This is a genomic window from Ruegeria sp. P8 (assembly GCF_056534665.1).
The window spans coordinates 1-15,869 of sequence record NZ_JBQERC010000031.1; the positions used below are offsets into that span (position 1 = coordinate 1).

General features: G+C 57.6%; 14 protein-coding genes and 1 pseudogene. 13 read left to right on the forward strand and 2 right to left on the reverse strand.

Features of this window, described 5'->3' with window-relative positions; translation table 11 throughout:
* Positions 1–91 precede the first annotated feature (91 nt).
* The 7 genes and pseudogenes from ACR0BZ_RS19120 (at position 92) to ACR0BZ_RS19150 (ending at position 8,648) form a co-directional block, all read left to right on the forward strand.
* Positions 92–3,022 (forward strand): DEAD/DEAH box helicase family protein, encoded by a 2,931-nt coding sequence (locus ACR0BZ_RS19120; protein ID WP_480921014.1) that lies wholly within the window; start codon positions 92–94, stop codon positions 3,020–3,022.
* 763 nt (positions 3,023–3,785) lie between these two features.
* A pseudogene (locus ACR0BZ_RS19125) lies at positions 3,786–3,980 on the forward strand (DUF455 family protein); the annotation flags it as partial.
* 173 nt (positions 3,981–4,153) lie between these two features.
* On the forward strand, positions 4,154–5,485 hold the full coding sequence (locus ACR0BZ_RS19130) for a DUF5930 domain-containing protein (RefSeq protein WP_480921015.1): 1,332 nt from the start codon (positions 4,154–4,156) through the stop codon (positions 5,483–5,485).
* Positions 5,475–5,975: a bactofilin family protein gene (locus ACR0BZ_RS19135; protein WP_209596778.1), complete on the forward strand. Its 501-nt coding sequence runs from the start codon at positions 5,475–5,477 to the stop codon at positions 5,973–5,975. The genes ACR0BZ_RS19130 and ACR0BZ_RS19135 overlap by 11 nt, the downstream gene beginning before the upstream one ends.
* A 118-nt stretch (positions 5,976–6,093) precedes the next feature.
* Entirely contained in the window at positions 6,094–6,915 is an 822-nt protein-coding gene (locus ACR0BZ_RS19140; RefSeq protein ID WP_480921016.1) for a M90 family metallopeptidase, read from the forward strand.
* A 102-nt stretch (positions 6,916–7,017) separates the two neighbouring features.
* Entirely contained in the window at positions 7,018–7,707 is a 690-nt protein-coding gene (aqpZ, locus tag ACR0BZ_RS19145; protein ID WP_209503607.1) for an aquaporin Z, read from the forward strand.
* A gap of 98 nt (positions 7,708–7,805) precedes the next feature.
* The gene (locus ACR0BZ_RS19150) at positions 7,806–8,648 is read left to right on the forward strand and encodes an alpha/beta fold hydrolase (protein WP_480921017.1); all 843 of its coding nucleotides are present in this window, start codon (positions 7,806–7,808) and stop codon (positions 8,646–8,648) included.
* Between the two features lie 57 nt (positions 8,649–8,705).
* Here ACR0BZ_RS19150 and ACR0BZ_RS19155 read toward each other — a convergent pair whose 3' ends face one another.
* Together ACR0BZ_RS19155 and ACR0BZ_RS19160 are read right to left on the reverse strand one after the other, a co-directional pair.
* Complete coding sequence (locus ACR0BZ_RS19155; protein WP_480830591.1) at positions 8,706–9,263, reverse strand: peptidylprolyl isomerase; 558 nt, start codon at positions 9,261–9,263, stop codon at positions 8,706–8,708.
* Positions 9,256–9,762 (reverse strand): peptidylprolyl isomerase, encoded by a 507-nt coding sequence (locus ACR0BZ_RS19160; RefSeq protein WP_209503601.1) that lies wholly within the window; start codon positions 9,760–9,762, stop codon positions 9,256–9,258. The genes ACR0BZ_RS19155 and ACR0BZ_RS19160 overlap by 8 nt, the downstream gene beginning before the upstream one ends.
* 133 nt (positions 9,763–9,895) lie before the next feature.
* Here ACR0BZ_RS19160 and ACR0BZ_RS19165 point away from each other — a divergent pair, with 133 nt between their 5' ends.
* The 6 genes from ACR0BZ_RS19165 to ACR0BZ_RS19190 all read left to right on the forward strand — a co-directional run bounded on the left by ACR0BZ_RS19165 (position 9,896) and on the right by ACR0BZ_RS19190 (position 15,810).
* Complete coding sequence (locus ACR0BZ_RS19165; RefSeq protein WP_480921018.1) at positions 9,896–11,086, forward strand: phosphoglycerate kinase; 1,191 nt, start codon at positions 9,896–9,898, stop codon at positions 11,084–11,086.
* Between the two features lie 72 nt (positions 11,087–11,158).
* Positions 11,159–11,503: a lysozyme inhibitor LprI family protein gene (locus ACR0BZ_RS19170; protein WP_480921019.1), complete on the forward strand. Its 345-nt coding sequence runs from the start codon at positions 11,159–11,161 to the stop codon at positions 11,501–11,503.
* A gap of 141 nt (positions 11,504–11,644) precedes the next feature.
* The gene (locus ACR0BZ_RS19175) at positions 11,645–11,944 is read left to right on the forward strand and encodes an FtsB family cell division protein (protein ID WP_209503595.1); all 300 of its coding nucleotides are present in this window, start codon (positions 11,645–11,647) and stop codon (positions 11,942–11,944) included.
* A 159-nt stretch (positions 11,945–12,103) separates the two neighbouring features.
* Positions 12,104–13,093, forward strand: coding sequence for a pyruvate dehydrogenase (acetyl-transferring) E1 component subunit alpha (gene pdhA, locus ACR0BZ_RS19180; RefSeq protein WP_480921020.1), 990 nt, complete (start codon positions 12,104–12,106; stop codon positions 13,091–13,093).
* 15 nt (positions 13,094–13,108) lie between these two features.
* Positions 13,109–14,482, forward strand: coding sequence for a pyruvate dehydrogenase complex E1 component subunit beta (locus tag ACR0BZ_RS19185; RefSeq protein WP_480921021.1), 1,374 nt, complete (start codon positions 13,109–13,111; stop codon positions 14,480–14,482).
* Positions 14,483–14,496: 14 nt separating this feature from the next.
* Positions 14,497–15,810, forward strand: coding sequence for a pyruvate dehydrogenase complex dihydrolipoamide acetyltransferase (locus ACR0BZ_RS19190; RefSeq protein ID WP_480921022.1), 1,314 nt, complete (start codon positions 14,497–14,499; stop codon positions 15,808–15,810).
* Positions 15,811–15,869 lie beyond the last annotated feature (59 nt).

Below are 15,869 nucleotides of genomic sequence, written 5' to 3' on the forward strand. Positions count from 1 at the left end.
TCGGCCTTAGGCTGGAAAAGCCCCGTCGCTTTCGAAAGGAAAGTGGCTTAAACGAGCACTTGGAGCGGCACGAATACGTGACAGGTCCAATTTGCGTGTCTTCGATCCGGAGCTTGCCAAACGCAAGTTAGGGATAACCGGGGATCGACGGCTACACTCAAAAATCGTCAGCTCGCCAAAAGGTGCCGTCGCCGGATCCGCAAACTTTTCCTACTCAGGGCTCTACAGAAACATCGAGTATGCCGATGACCTGGATGCGGGCACTCATGAACTTCAGGTCGAACGCACAGAAGCCGCTGAGCAGGCTTGGGATGTGTCTGTCGATTGGAATACCGAAGCGCTGGAGATACTAGAAAAGCTTATCAAACCGGTGACCGCCGAAGACGCGATGGCGCGTACGATCTCGGAGCAAAAGGGGTTTGAACCCTGGCTCACCGGTGATCGAAAAGAGATCACGGGCCATACCCTGTTTGGGTATCAACAGGACCTGACCTATGAGGCGTGTTCCATCGTCTATGACCATGGGATCGCCTTTGTAGAAGCGCCAACCGGTTCAGGAAAGACAGAGATCGGCTGTCACCTGGCCGAAGCGTTGTCAGAAACGTTCTCAGAAGTCGTGCCCCGCTCCCCGGTCCATGGCGTCGCGCGAAAAAATGCAGCCGTAATTGCCCCACCCAAAGTCATTCCCAGTTGGCGCAAGTACTCGACAAACTCGCTCCAACCTGTCGCAAACAGCAAACTTGCCAAACAACACCTCCGCGGCGCTGGCGATGAAGAAAAATCTGGGCTCAGGCTCGATCAGTTTGGCATTCTGATAATCGATGAGAGCCATACTGTGACACCGGGCTTTGAACAAGCATCTCAAATGGCCTCAGCTATTGAGCTCGCCCCGCCAAGCTGGAACGTCTGCCTGTCGGCGACTCTGCTCGGGAACCGCGATGTCGACTGGTTGACCCATATGCAGGAAAAGCGAGCGTCCATTTTCATGACTCCGCATTTCATTCAGGCCATGGGTGAATTGTTCGAGCGCGAAACCCAAGTTCCTAAGGATATCTTCAACCAGGATGCGCAACTGGCCGTCCTATCAGAACCTGACACGACGCTCACGCGAGAGGCTCGCAACGCACTCGCTCAGTTGGTTTCGCCGTTTTTGACACGCAGACAACGGAAATGCATTGGCGAGGACGAAGATCCGACCAAGCACAGTTACCCAAGACTAGAAAACCACGGGCGCCCGAAAAAACTTAAGGTGACAAAGCCTCAGCAAACGCGCCTGGATGAGATTGTTGCTCTCTGCAAAGAACTTGCGCCTGGCGGTAGGGTGACCGCAGTCGAGAAAAGCCGCTTCGGACACGTCAGCACGCAACAAAGCACGCAGGATCAGCTCTACATCCGAAACCTTTTGAACATTCTGCGCGTGAGTGCCGCCCAAGCCCATTGGGAGATGTCTCATGGAGCTATTGGAAAATCGCTTCGCGACTTCGAGCGTGGTGGAAAATCGAAGAAAAAGGTATCCCACCGCGACCAGTCCGACATGTTCGCAGCACTGGGAATAGAAGCGCCTGAACCCACAAAGAAATGCGACGCTTTAAACCAAAAACTGGGTCTCAGTGTTCTCAAGGAGCTTGATGAGAAGCGGTATGAGGCGTGCCTTAGAATACAAAATGAAAAAGACAGGGTCGTCTTTCTCGCAGAACGGACGGACACACTCGAGATTTTTGCAGAAGCGCTTTCGCGCAGAGGCCACCACACCAACTATGTCGTGGGAAACCAAACCAAAGGTGAAGATCGCGCCGTGAAGGCGATCTTTGGAGATGGCCCTGACAGCTTCAAGCGGATCAAACAGGGCAAGTCCGTTGAGTCTTTTTTCCGGCCTGGAGGTAAGAACGAACCTAAAGGCCCTGCATCGGTTTTTATGACTTACAAAATGGCGGAAGGTATCAACCTTCAGTCGTCAGACACGCTGGTGTTGCTTGGCCTGACCTCGAACCTGAAAGAGCTCATCCAAGGTCTGGGAAGGATCGACAGGATCGATAGTGAGTTCGGGGTCGTCAACTACCACCTTGTTGATGTGCCAGTAGGTCAGTTTGCATCTGACGAAAAAATCTCCCAGCGCATAGAGAACTATAAAACTTTGGCCGGGGAGGCGCTTATCGACGCCGTCTTAGAAGAAAGCACTGAAGACGCGGAACTGATCCTCGAAAGTGTTGTTGAATATTTGCGATCCCCGCGACATCTTCGCGACAACAACTTTCACGACGTTCTGGAACGCACCAAGCAAACAATCCCCGAAGACCGCTACAAACTGTTCGACAAAGCCAAAATCCAGGGAACCTGGGGCGCCGAGTTGGCGCTCCTATCGGCCCGTGAGAAATTCACGGCGCTACATCTCAAAGGACTTAGCAAGAGCAACAGCTTCTTTCCGCCTCGCCTGCTGCTTCTTAAGGATACTGCGCCAGGCCTGATATTGGAACGCGACCAGCTGGCCTGCGTCCAAACTCTGGAGACTGCATACCAACGGACCAGAAGCCTTGGCATGGAACACGCCCACATGTCACTGGAAGGTCTCTCTGAAGCGCTAGAGACGATTTCAGAGCAGATTGGCAAGCTGACCGAGTGGGACTTACGCCCCGCTCGCGTTGAGAGCCTCATGAAAGCTTGCGCCGAGTTCATGGGACGCAAAGGTGGTGTCGAACTCAGTGATCAAGAACTGTTTGGCCATCTTTCACTACCGGCCGTGGAAATGGTGTGCGAGGCGTGGAGCCGTGAGCTTGATCCCTTCTGGGAACAAGCGAAACACGAAGTGCGTGACAGCTTCGCCTATGAGGGTCTTCCCAAGGGGTACATCGCGCTTCAGGTTATCCTGGAAAAGCTCGAAAGCGATCATCAGGCGTCCGCAGAGATCCATGAAAAGATGGTCCGGGTCATCGAAGAAGCTGAACAGGTTTCACGCGACCACGAACCCGCAATTGGACAGCGCATTTCAGTGGTGTTCTTTTCGGATGGTGCAGGCGAGCACTAGGCGGCCTCAGACAGCAGCGAAGCCAAATCACTCAATTTTACCAAGTGTCCTCGCGTCGTCTTACCATCCCTTTGCGCGCTACGTGTCTCAATCCCTTTGTTCTCAAAATCGGACAGAAGCTTTCGGGGCGTTGTACCTCTTGACCTCGCCAGTGTCGCAAGGGGCATGTACTCGCTTTGGAAAATCGCAAGCTGCTGCGGTCTGACTAAGTAAGACTCGCCTGTGCCATGTGGAACTGTGCGCGAACCGAGCAGTCCCAACTTGCACCAGTGTGTCACAGCCTGAGCCTTCCAGCCCGTTAACTTCACGACGACATTTGCAGTCCAGTCCAACGACTGCCGTTCTGATCTGAGTAGTTCTTCAACAGTAGAGTTTTTGAAACTAAAATCACCGAGTTTGAAATCCTGATCTTCCAATGCACTGGTAACAGAACCGTCACAAATGAGATGAATGAGCTTCTTGAGCGCCGTCTTATCGACTGAAAAATCTCAACGGACATGGTTCAGTTCTCAGGGGTTTCATCACTATCCTAGTGAAGCAGAAGGATTACCCAAGCCAAACCTAATGCTCTTCCCGTTCGCCGTCTCTGTCCTCGATTCGATCAAGATTGGAGCTCAAGTACATGGAACTTTTGATCGGGTTTTGCGGCGAAAAAGTTCCACAATGCGCGTGGAACTTTTTGAAGTGGAAGTATCTCGGTTCGATGCATTGATTGTTTTTAAGGGGATTGCACTGATAAATACAACGATAAATCGATTTTAGTTGGTATAACGAGTCCCTGTGCGGCCGCGAAAATGCCGACCCCAAGGACGTGTTTCACGCGCTGGTCCGGCGGTACTTCCACGGTGTTCTCAAGCCCCCCTTCAACGAAGAAAAACGGGCCGAAGCCGGGTTGCCCCCCGATTTCTACTGGCCCCTGACCGAAGACCTGCCCGCGCCCGGAGACCTCTCGAACTGACACTTCTGCGTTATTTTCGGCAAAATCTCGCCGATCTTTGCGGGATTTCAGCGCCATTTGCACCTGATTGGTCAACAAACTTGCCCGAACGCCCCTGCCGCTTTATGCAATCGGCGCAAGGGACGGCAGGCACTCACGACCGGTTCCGATCTTGGGGATGAAAGGTAGGGCGCGTGCGAACACGTCTGGCAATAAAACTGCACTCACTGCTTGAGAGGCATTTCCCGGAACGCCGGGTCTTTCTGAAATCCGACACAGACACAAAATTTATCCGGCTCAGTTCGGAAACTCAGGTCGTCGCAGTGGCCGGCGTTGCCGTCATGGTCGGATGGACAGCGGTTGCGACAGCCATATTGTTGATGGACAGCATCGGGGCCGGGAATTTCCGGGAACAGGCAAAGCGCGATCAGGCCATCTATCAGGAACGCCTGAACACCCTGTCGGCAGAACGCGATTCCCGTGCGCATGAGGCACTGGCCGCTCAGGACCGATTCAATGCCGCGCTGGACCAGATTTCCGCGATGCAGTCGGAACTGCTGGCCTCGGAAAACCGTCGCCGCGAGCTTGAGACAGGTATCGAAGTCATTCAGACGACATTGCGCACCACGATGAAACAGCGCGAAGAGGCGCGCTCAGAGCTGGCCCAATTGAAACAGGACACCAGCGGATCCGATATGTATGCCGCGGTTTCCAGCGCCCCGGTGCAGATGGCCTTTATGACGGACGCCTTGGCGCGAACCGCCAAAGAACGCGACCTGATCGCCACCAACGCGCAGGACGCGTTGGAACAGCGGGACGACCTGGAACTGGAAATCCGTCTGATGCAGGAACGCAGCGACGAGATTTTCCGCCAGTTGGAAGAGGCGATGGTCATCTCGGTCGAACCTCTGGACAAGATGTTCCGAGAGGCCGGAATGCCGACAGATCGCATCATCGAAGAGGTCCGGCGCGGATATAGCGGTATGGGCGGTCCGCTGACCCCTTTATCCCTTAGCACACGCGGCGAAGAAGACGAGCTTTCGCCCGAAGAAGTCCGCGCAAACACGTTGCTGCGCCAGATGGACCAGCTGAACCTGTACCGGATTGCGGCGGAAAAGGCCCCCTTCGCCAGCCCGGTCAAAAGCGCGTTTCGCTTTACCAGCGGATATGGTCGCCGCCGCGACCCAAAAACCGGCGGTAGCCGGATGCACAACGGCACGGATTTTGCCGCAGCGACTGGCACCGATATCTTTGCGACCGCTGATGGCGTGGTCACGCATGCCGGTTGGCAATCAGGCTTCGGACGCCTTGTGAAAATCAAGCACGCGTTCGGAATTGAGACACTTTATGCTCATAACACCAAGATCAACGTAAAGGTCGGCCAAAGGGTCTCGCGCGGGGATCATATTGCTGATATGGGTAACACCGGACGGTCCACCGGCACGCATCTGCACTACGAGGTGCGCGTGAACGGAAATCCCGTAAACCCAATGACTTACATCAAGGCTGCGAAAAATGTTTTCTAAAAGCAAAATCAACGAGCCCGCACCCAAAGCACCCGAGGCGGCCAAACCTGCCGCTCCGGCGACCCCAGCGGCTCCTGCTCCGGCTGACGCGAAACCTGCAATGGCACCCAAACCCAAGCCGCCGGCCTCGGTTCTGTCCTCGGATCTGCACATCACCGGCAACATCAAGACCAGCGGCGACATTCAGGTGGAAGGCACTGTCGAAGGCGACATCCGCGCCCATCTGCTGACCATTGGTGAATCGGCAACGATCAAGGGCGAAGTCACTGCAGATGACGTTGTGATCAACGGTCGCATCGTTGGCCGCGTGCGTGGTCTCAAGGTTCGCCTGACCTCGACCGCCCGCGTAGAAGGTGACATCATCCACAAGACCATCGCCATTGAAAGCGGCGCGCATTTCGAAGGCTCGGTTCAGCGTCAGGACGACCCCCTGAACCCCGGCCGCAGCGCCAAAGCCGGATCGAACCCGGCGGCAGAAGTCAAACAGTAAGCAGACTGCATTTCTTGTCAGGACGCCGTGGGGAAACCCGTGGCGTCTTTTCTTTTGCGTGCCCGGTTGATCCGGGTTTCCCGTTTTCGTCTCTATCTGATCACGCTACAGTCGATCCATGTTGCTTTTTCTGACGGTTGTCGCGCTGATCGCTGGCGCTGCGGCCTTTCACTTCTGGGCGAAAAGACAATCCCGCCTGACCTTGCTGGCCACGTCGCTGTCCCGGCACCAGCGCGATATTGTGAACGCTCAGGTACCAATTATCCGGAAACTGCCCAAAGACCTGCGCGGGGCGCTGGAAGGAAAGATCAACCTGTTTCTTGATCAGGTCGATTTCGTCGGCTGCGACGGGCTGGACGTCACCGAAGACATGCAGGTGTCGATTGCCGCGCAAGCCTGTCTGCTCGTGGTGAATACGGACCAGTGGTATGACAACCTGACGACCATTCTGGTTTACCCCGGTGCCTTCAAGTCAAAACAGCGTCGCCACAGTGGCTATGTCGTCACCGAACAGGAAATCATCCGCAGCGGGGAAAGCTGGAACCGCGGCCCCGTGATCCTGTCCTGGGCCCACAGCCAGCGCGGAGCCCTGAATGATCACGATGGCCGGAACGTCGTCTTTCACGAGTTCGCGCACCAGCTTGATGACCTCTCGGGCGCAACCAATGGTGTTCCCGTGCTCAGCAATGGACAAAGTTTTGGCGAATGGGAAACCGCCTTTCTGAACGGTTACAAGACACATGTTCTTGCCGTGGAAAACGGAAAACCTACAGTGATCGATCCCTACGGCGCGGAAGGTCACGAAGAGTTCTTTGCCGTTTCGGTCGAAGTGTTCTTTGAACGTCCACATGCACTGAAATCCTCTGACCCGGCAATCTATGAACAGCTGTCAAAGCTTTTTCATCTTGATCCCGCTCAATGGCACAGCGGTCCGTTCTGACCCGATTGAGGAAGCGTCGAAAAAAATTCCCCGTTCGCAACAATTTAACATAAGCTAATTCTTGAATTACGGTTAACCTCATTATTGGGCGGAGGATTTTCTATGTCATCGAAACTACTTGCCGAGTTCTTCGGCACGTTCTGGTTGGTTCTGGGGGGCTGCGGCAGTGCCGTTCTGGCGGCTGGTGTGGCAGATGTCGGCATCGGCTGGCTTGGTGTTTCCTTTGCCTTTGGCCTTACCGTTTTGACGATGGCTTACACGGTCGGCCCAATCTCGGGCGGGCATTTCAACCCGGCGGTCAGTTTGGGCCTGATGATTGGAGGGCGGTTTCCGGCCAAAGACCTTCTGCCCTATTGGGTTGCACAGGTCATTGGCGCAATTGCCGCCGCAGTGGTTCTGTACCTGATCGTCAGTGGCGCACCCGATTTCGCTGGTGTCGGTGGGTTCGCGTCAAACGGGTATGGTGAGGCCTCGCCACAGGGATATTCGTTGATGTCGGCTTTGATCATCGAAATCGTGATGACGGCTTTCTTCATTCTGATCATTCTGGGCGCGACGTCGGACAAGGCACCTGCAGGGTTCGCTCCGATTGCCATCGGTCTGGCGCTGACCCTGATCCACCTGATCTCAATCCCGGTGACAAATACCTCCGTCAACCCGGCGCGCTCGACCGGCGTTGCCCTGTTTGCCGACGGCCCTGCTTTGGCTCAGCTCTGGCTGTTCTGGGTGGCCCCCCTGATTGGCGGCGCAATCGGCGCTTTGATCTGGAAGGCAATGTCCTCGGATGACTGATCCGCGCGGGAAAGGTAATTATCCCGTTTTCTGAAAAACACGGTATCCTTCCGTCAAATCTGGCTAGGTCACGGCCTTTGGTTCAACGGGAGGATACAATGAAGATATTTACCACAGCACTTTTCCTAAGCTGCGCCGCGACGGCAGGCTGGGCCGAAGACAAATGGCTGAGCATCCCGCAAGCCCCCCAGATGCCCGCCGCCACCGAAGCGGGCACGGTAGAGATCAACGGCATAGACATGTATTACGCCACGTATGGCGAGGCGGGCGGCACCCCGGTTCTGATGATCCACGGTGGGCTTGCCCATGGCGATGTCTGGGCCGCGCAGGTTGCCAACCTGTCGCAGGATCACAGGGTAATCGTGGCGGATACGCGCGGGCACGGACGATCCACCAACGATGGCAGCCCCTATTCCTACGCGTTGTTGTCGCAGGATTATCTGGCGCTGCTGGATCATCTGGGTGTCGATCAGGTGCATCTGGTCGGCTGGTCCGACGGGGCAAATATCGGGTATTCAATCTCGACCACCAACCCGGATCGGCTGGCCAGTCACTTTGCCCATGCAGGCAATGTCACACTGGATGGGATCGATCCTTCGGTGGAAACCAACGAGGTGTTCGGCACTTATGTAGGCATGATGGCCCAAGATTATGCGGCCATGTCCCCGACTCCTGACGGGTTCGAAGCATTTCTTGGCGGCGTTGCCGCCATGTGGGGCACCGAAAAACCCGGTGGGCTCGGGGCGCTGTCATCGATCACCGTCCCGACACTCGTGGTTCAAAGCGTACATGACGAGGCCATTCTGATGGCGCATTCACAAGCAATTGCTGACGCGATTCCGGGCGCTAAGTTGCTTGTTCTGGAAGATGTCAGCCACTTCGCATCTTTTCAGGATCCCGGTGCCTATACCCGTGCCATCCGCGACTTCATCGACCAATAGACCAATAGACCAATAGACCAAAGAAAAAGCCCGGCGCTTGAGCCGGGCTAAATCATCTTATTCGGTAACGGTGACTTTTTTCATCACATCCGGTGCACCGATGATCGCACCGTTCTGGCCTTCGCCCCGCTTGATCGCGTCAACCACATCCATACCGTCTGTCACCTGACCAACCACGGTATACTGGCCGTCCAGAAACGGGCCGGGGGCGAACATGATGAAGAACTGCGAATTGGCCGAATCCGGATCGCTGGACCGGGCCATGCCGACAACGCCCCTGTCAAAACTCACGTCCGAGAACTCGGCCGGCAGGTCCGCGCGATCAGACCCGCCGCGCCCGGCATAGCGCATGTCGAAGCCGTCCGCGCCCGAGTTGCCGTATTGCACGTCGCCGGTTTGCGCCATGAAGCCATCGATCACGCGGTGAAACACGACGCCATCGTACTGACCTTCAGCAGCCAGCGCGGTGATCTGTTCCACATGCTGGGGTGCCACATCTTCGAACAGGTCGATCGAGATTGTGCCATTGGCCCCTTCCCCTTCGACCTCGATCTGCAAACCGCTGGCCAGCGCCGGGCTTGCCAGCAAGGCAAAAGCCGCAGCCAGTTTATGCATCTGCGGCCACCTTGACGCTGATCATGCGGTCCGGGCTTGCAGGCGGCTCACCGCGTACGATGGCGTCCACATGCTCCATCCCGTCGATAACCCGGCCATAGACCGTGTACTGACCGTTCAGGAAGTGATTGTCCTTGAAGTTGATGAAGAACTGCGAATTGGCCGAATCCGGGTTCTGAGAGCGCGCCGCGCCCAGCGTGCCGCGATCATGGGGCAGCTTGGAAAATTCTGCCGGAACATTCGGCAGCGACGAACCGCCGGTGCCCGCCATGCGCAGGTTGAACCCGTCTTCCATATCGCCATGCTGCACGTCGCCGGTTTGCGCCATGAAACCGTCGATCACACGGTGAAACGCCACGTTGTCATATTCACCGCCACGGGCCAGTTCCTTCATCCGCGCACTGTGCAAAGGCGCTACATCCGGCAGCAGCTCGATGACGACATTGCCGCCTTTCAGCTCGATGATGATTGTGTTTTCGGGGTCTTTGATCTCGGCCATGAGGCCCTCCTGTCGTTTATCTTGCGCAAATACCTATGACGCACGCGTGCGAATGCCAAGTGACGCATTGACCTGAGGGCAAAATGCAGGAAAAGAACCGCCTAAATCGGTTGCCAATGACAAGGATCGCACAATGGGCTGGAAAACACTGGACGATATGGACCTGAACGGCAAACGCGTGCTGGTGCGTGTGGACATCAACGTGCCCGTGGTTGACGGTGTTGTGACCGACGCCACCCGCATTCAAAGGATCGTCCCCTCGGTGCGCGATATTCTGGCCGCTGGCGGCAAACCGATCCTTCTGGCTCATTTTGGCCGTCCCGGTGGCGAACGGCGTGAAAGCCTGTCACTGAAACAACTGGTTCCGACATTGGAAAGCGCTTTTGGCGCCAAGGTTCTGTTTGCTGCCGATTGCGTCGGGGCCGAGGCGGAACTGGCCGCTGGTGCCTTGCAGCCCGGCCAGGTCCTGCTGCTGGAAAACACGCGCTTTCACGCGGCCGAAACCAAGAACGACGCCGGTCTGGCCGCTGGCATGGCCAAGCTGGGGGATGTCTATTGCAACGATGCGTTTTCAGCCGCGCACCGCGCCCACAGCTCGACCGAGGCCATTGCCCGTCTGCTGCCCGCCTGTGCGGGCCGTCTGATGCAGGCCGAGTTGCAGGCGCTGGAAAGCGCGCTGGGTGCGCCCAAGCGCCCGGTAACGGCGGTTGTCGGCGGCGCCAAGGTCTCGACCAAGCTGGAACTGCTGGGCAATCTGATCGACAAGGTCGATTATCTGGTGATCGGTGGTGGCATGGCGAACACATTCCTTGTCGCCCAAGGCATCAGCGTTGGCAAATCACTGGCTGAAACCGCAATGAAGTATACCGCAGCCGAAATTCTGGCCAAAGCCGAAAGCTCGGGCTGCCAGATCGTCCTGCCGCGTGACATTGTGGTGGCCGAGAAATTCGAAGCCAACGCACCCCACAAGGTTCTGCCAGCCGACCAGTGCCCCGAGGATGGCATGATCCTGGACGCGGGCCCTGAAAGCGTCGCCGCGATTACCGCGATTTTCGACAAAAGCCAGACCCTGATCTGGAACGGCCCGCTGGGCGCGTTCGAGCTGGAGCCGTTCGACGCGGCCACCAATGCCGCGGCCCTGAAAGCCGCGGCCCTCAGCCGGTCGGGTCAGCTGATTTCGGTCGCAGGTGGCGGTGACACGGTTGCGGCGCTGAACGCGTCGGGGGCGGCCAAGGATTTCACCTATATCTCGACCGCAGGCGGTGCGTTCCTTGAATGGATGGAAGGCAAAACCCTGCCCGGTGTCGCTGCGCTGGAACAATAAGTGACGCTGACCGCATTTGGCCGCTTGTCAGGGTTCATGGTATTATCCCCTATTTGAATGGGGGATTATACCATGAGGTCATTATACCTGCTCGTCCTTCTCGCGATGCCGTGGCCTGCAACAGCACAATCCAGCTGCGGTGGCCAGACACAGCTTGACGCAAATTTCTGTGCCAAGGAACAATGGGAAGCCGTTGACCGCGACCTCAACCGGTTATGGAAACAGATCAAGCCGGTCGCTGATGCACGTGGAAACGGCAATGCCCTTCTGGCGGAACAACGTGCGTGGCTAAAGGCGCGGGACGCCACCTGCGACAAGGAACTGTCCGGCGGCGGCAGCGCTGCGCCGATGTTCTACTGGACCTGTATGAAAGAGCAGACGCTTGCAAGAAATCAGCAGCTTCAGTCCTGGCGCTGAGCTTTGACCGGGTCGCACACGAAATACTGATGAAAAAACCGAATCAGGGGATTCACAACCCGAATCGCCTGTGACATAGTGCGACCAGAGGCTCGGAAAGAGCCCGTTATTGAGGCAAGTTTTCATACGGCGGTAAACAGAGTGTCCCGTTCCCATCGGCCCGGTTTGGGTGCAGTTCTCTTCTTCTCGGTGGCTTTCATGCTGGGTGTGTATTTCACCTTTGCCGCCGTTCAGGGCGATTACGGCCTGTTTCGGCGGGTCGAAATTGCGGCGGAACGGGACGCTCTGTCACGCAGTCTGGAAAAACTGAATGTCGAAATCGCCGAGATGGAAAACCTGACACGGCGTCTGTCCGACACCTATCTGGATCTGGACCTGCTGGACCAGCAGGCGCGCTCGGTTCTGGGCATGATCCGGTCGGACGAAATTGTGATCCGCTGATCAAGGACCCTTTTCAGAAAAAGCAACTCAGGCCCGGCGTTTCGGCCAGGATGCGCCGCGCCGAACGCTGCGTCACATTTCCCCTCGCCAGAAAGCTCCAAATGCTTTATGAGATAGTTTAACGCTAAACTATCTGTCCGAAAGGGGGAGATCGCCACGATGGCTGCGCGAAAAACCACAAAGAAACCAAATGTTTCTGCGGAAGAACTCCAGACATACTACCGCGAGATGCTGCTGATCCGCCGATTCGAAGAAAAGTCCGGTCAGCTTTATGGCATGGGCCTGATCGGCGGGTTCTGCCACCTTTATATCGGACAAGAGGCCGTTGTTGTCGGGCTTGAGGCCGCTGCAGAGGAAGGCGACAAGCGCATCACCTCGTATCGCGACCACGGTCACATGCTGGCCTGCGGCATGGATCCGGGCGGCGTGATGGCCGAACTGACCGGGCGCATCGGTGGCCTGTCCAAAGGCAAGGGCGGCTCGATGCACATGTTCTCGAAAGAAAAACACTTCTACGGCGGGCACGGTATCGTCGGCGCGCAGGTTCCGCTGGGCGCGGGGCTGGCTTTTGCCGACAAGTACAAGGAAAACGGCCGCGTGACCTTCACCTATTTCGGGGACGGTGCCGCGAACCAGGGTCAGGTGTATGAGACCTTCAACATGGCGGCCATCTGGGGCTTGCCGGTGATTTTCGTGATCGAGAACAACCAATACGCCATGGGCACCGCACAGTCCCGCTCGACCTCGACCAAGGACATCTTCCATCGCGGCGAGGCGTTCGGCATTCCGGGCGAGATCGTCAACGGCATGGATGTGCTGGCGGTCAAGGAAGCGGGTGAAAAAGCTGTCGCGCACTGTCGCGCAGGCAAAGGCCCCTATATCCTGGAAATCAAGACCTACCGCTATCGCGGCCACTCGATGTCTGACCCGGCCAAGTACCGTACCCGCGAAGAGGTTCAGAAGGTCCGCGAACAAAGCGACCCGATCGAACATGTGCGTGAGCTGCTGCTGACCGGCAAGCACGCGACCGAGGATGACCTGAAAGCGATCGACAAGGAAATCAAGGAGATCGTCAATCAGGCCGCCGAATTCTCGAAAGAAAGCCCCGAGCCTTCGGTCGAAGAGCTCTGGACTGACATTTACGCCTGAGAGGACGAATAAGACATGGCAACCGAAATTCTCATGCCCGCCCTTTCCCCCACGATGGAAGAGGGTACGCTGGCCAAATGGCTGGTCAAGGAAGGCGACACCGTATCCTCGGGCGACATCATGGCCGAGATCGAGACCGACAAGGCAACGATGGAGTTCGAGGCCGTCGATGAAGGCATCGTCGGCAAGATCCTGATCGCCGAGGGCACCGAAGGGGTCAAGGTGAACACCCCTATCGCAGTGCTGGTCGAAGAAGGCGAAGACGCCTCGGCCCTGCCCGCAGCAGCCCCCGCAGCCGCAGCGGCGCCCGAGGCCGCCCCCACAGCAGCCCCGGCCCCGGCTCCTGCCGCAGCGGCCCCCGCTGCTCCAGCGGTGGACCTGTCACCCGACTGGCCCGCGGATGCCGAGATGAAGTCCGAAACCGTGCGCGAAGCCTTGCGCGATGCAATGGCCGAGGAAATGCGCAGTGATGAAAACGTCTATCTGATGGGAGAGGAAGTCGCTGAATATCAGGGGGCCTATAAGATATCGCAGGGTCTGCTGGATGAATTTGGCTCCAAGCGCGTGATCGACACCCCGATCACCGAACACGGGTTTGCCGGTATCGCGGTGGGTTCGGCCTTTGGCGGTCTGAAACCGATTGTCGAATTCATGACCTTCAACTTCGCCATGCAGGCGATCGACCAGATCATCAACTCTGCGGCCAAAACGCTTTATATGTCCGGTGGTCAGATGGGGTGCCCCATCGTGTTCCGGGGGCCCAACGGGGCCGCGGCCCGCGTGGCCGCACAGCACAGCCAGGACTATGCCGCGTGGTACATGCAGATCCCCGGTCTGAAGGTCGTCATGCCTTATTCGGCTGCTGATGCCAAAGGTCTGCTGAAATCGGCCATCCGCGACCCCAACCCGGTTGTGTTCCTGGAAAACGAAATCCTCTACGGCCGCTCTTTCGAAGTGCCGCAGGTGGATAACCTCACCATTCCGCTGGGCAAGGCCCGCATCTGGCGCGAAGGCTCGGACGTGACCATCGTCAGCTTTGGCATCGGCATGCAATACGCGCTGGAAGCTGCTGACAAGCTGGCCGAAGACGGCATCAGCGCCGAAGTGATCGACCTGCGCACCATCCGCCCGATGGACACTGGCGCCATCATCAATTCGGTGATGAAGACCAACCGGCTGGTGACAGTGGAAGAAGGCTGGCCGCAGGGGTCCGTCGGCAGCTATATCAGTTCGGTCGTGATGCAGGAGGCGTTTGATTACCTCGACGCACCGGTCATCAACTGCACCGGCAAGGACGTTCCGATGCCCTATGCCGCGAACCTCGAAAAGCTGGCCCTGATCACCACCGATGAGGTGATCACCGCTGTCAAACAAGTGACCTACCGGTAAGGAGCGACAGACAGATGCCTACAGAAATTCTGATGCCCGCCCTGTCCCCGACGATGGAGGAAGGCACGCTCGCCAAATGGCTGGTCAAGGAAGGCGATACCGTCTCCTCCGGTGACCTGCTGGCCGAGATCGAAACCGACAAGGCCACGATGGAGTTCGAGGCCGTTGACGACGGCACCATCGGCAAGATCCTGATCCCCGAGGGCACCGAAGGGGTCAAGGTCAACACCGCCATCGCGGTTCTGCTGGAAGACGGCGAAAGCGCTGATGACATTGGCACGGCTCCGGCTGCTGCGCCGGCGGCTGCCCCCGCAGCCGTCGCGGGCAACGAGGCTGCCGCGCCAGCGGCACCCGAGGCGCCCGCCCCTGCCCCGGCCGCTCCGGCCAAGGCTGATGGTGGTCGGATTTTTGCCTCGCCTCTGGCCCGCCGGATTGCTGCGCAAAAAGGTCTCGACCTGACGCAGATTGCCGGTTCCGGCCCGCATGGTCGCATCGTCAAGGTTGATGTCGAAGGCGCAACTGCCACCGCTCCGGCAGCAGCTCCTGCCACTGCTCCGGCCGCCGCCGCGCCCGCAGCTGCCCCTGCAGCTCCGTCTGGTCCATCGGCGGATATGGTCGCGCGGATGTACGAAGGCCGCCCGTACGAGGAAATCAAGCTCGACGGTATGCGCAAAACCATTGCTGCACGCCTGGGCGAGGCCAAACAGACCATTCCGCATTTCTACCTGCGCCGCGATATCAAGCTGGATGCGCTGTTGAAATTCCGTGGTCAGCTGAACAAGCAACTCGAAGGCCGTGGCGTCAAGCTCAGCGTCAATGACTTCATCATCAAAGCCGTCGCCAATGCGCTGCAACAGGTTCCGGCCTGTAATGCCGTCTGGGCAGGTGACCGGGTGCTGCAACTGAAACCGTCAGATGTGGCTGTTGCGGTCGCAATCGAAGGCGGGTTGTTCACGCCGGTCCTGCAAGACGCTGACATGAAATCCCTGTCAGCCCTTTCGACCGAGATGAAAGACCTTGCAGCCCGCGCCCGCGAGCGCAAGCTGGCTCCGCATGAATATCAGGGCGGCACTTTTGCCATCTCGAACCTGGGTATGTTCGGCATCGACAATTTCGATGCCATCGTGAACCCGCCCCATGCCGGAATTCTGGCCGTCGGCACCGGCGTCAAGAAACCGGTTGTCGGGGATGATGGCGAGCTGACCGTGGCAACGGTGATGTCTGTCACCATGTCGGTTGACCACCGGGTCATCGACGGCGCGCTGGGGGCCGAGCTGCTCAAGGCCATTGTCGACAATCTGGAAAACCCGATGGTCATGCTGGCGTAAGCCATACCGAGCTCGCAAAAAAAAGGGCGGCCCCAATTATCAGGGGGTGTTTTTTGTTT

What these genes read in the sequence shown, in the direction of transcription:
- ACR0BZ_RS19170 (WP_480921019.1), top strand. Translation starts at nt 11,159, where the DNA reads ATGAGGTCATTATACCTGCTCGTCCTTCTCGCGATGCCGTGGCCTGCA.
- ACR0BZ_RS19155 (WP_480830591.1), bottom strand. Translation starts at nt 9,263, where the DNA reads ATGCATAAACTGGCTGCGGCTTTTGCCTTGCTGGCAAGCCCGGCGCTG.
- pdhA (WP_480921020.1), top strand. Translation starts at nt 12,104, where the DNA reads ATGGCTGCGCGAAAAACCACAAAGAAACCAAATGTTTCTGCGGAAGAA.
- aqpZ (WP_209503607.1), top strand. Translation starts at nt 7,018, where the DNA reads ATGTCATCGAAACTACTTGCCGAGTTCTTCGGCACGTTCTGGTTGGTT.
- ACR0BZ_RS19185 (WP_480921021.1), top strand. Translation starts at nt 13,109, where the DNA reads ATGGCAACCGAAATTCTCATGCCCGCCCTTTCCCCCACGATGGAAGAG.
- ACR0BZ_RS19160 (WP_209503601.1), bottom strand. Translation starts at nt 9,762, where the DNA reads ATGGCCGAGATCAAAGACCCCGAAAACACAATCATCATCGAGCTGAAA.
- ACR0BZ_RS19165 (WP_480921018.1), top strand. Translation starts at nt 9,896, where the DNA reads ATGGGCTGGAAAACACTGGACGATATGGACCTGAACGGCAAACGCGTG.
- ACR0BZ_RS19140 (WP_480921016.1), top strand. Translation starts at nt 6,094, where the DNA reads ATGTTGCTTTTTCTGACGGTTGTCGCGCTGATCGCTGGCGCTGCGGCC.
- ACR0BZ_RS19135 (WP_209596778.1), top strand. Translation starts at nt 5,475, where the DNA reads ATGTTTTCTAAAAGCAAAATCAACGAGCCCGCACCCAAAGCACCCGAG.
- ACR0BZ_RS19150 (WP_480921017.1), top strand. Translation starts at nt 7,806, where the DNA reads ATGAAGATATTTACCACAGCACTTTTCCTAAGCTGCGCCGCGACGGCA.
- ACR0BZ_RS19190 (WP_480921022.1), top strand. Translation starts at nt 14,497, where the DNA reads ATGCCTACAGAAATTCTGATGCCCGCCCTGTCCCCGACGATGGAGGAA.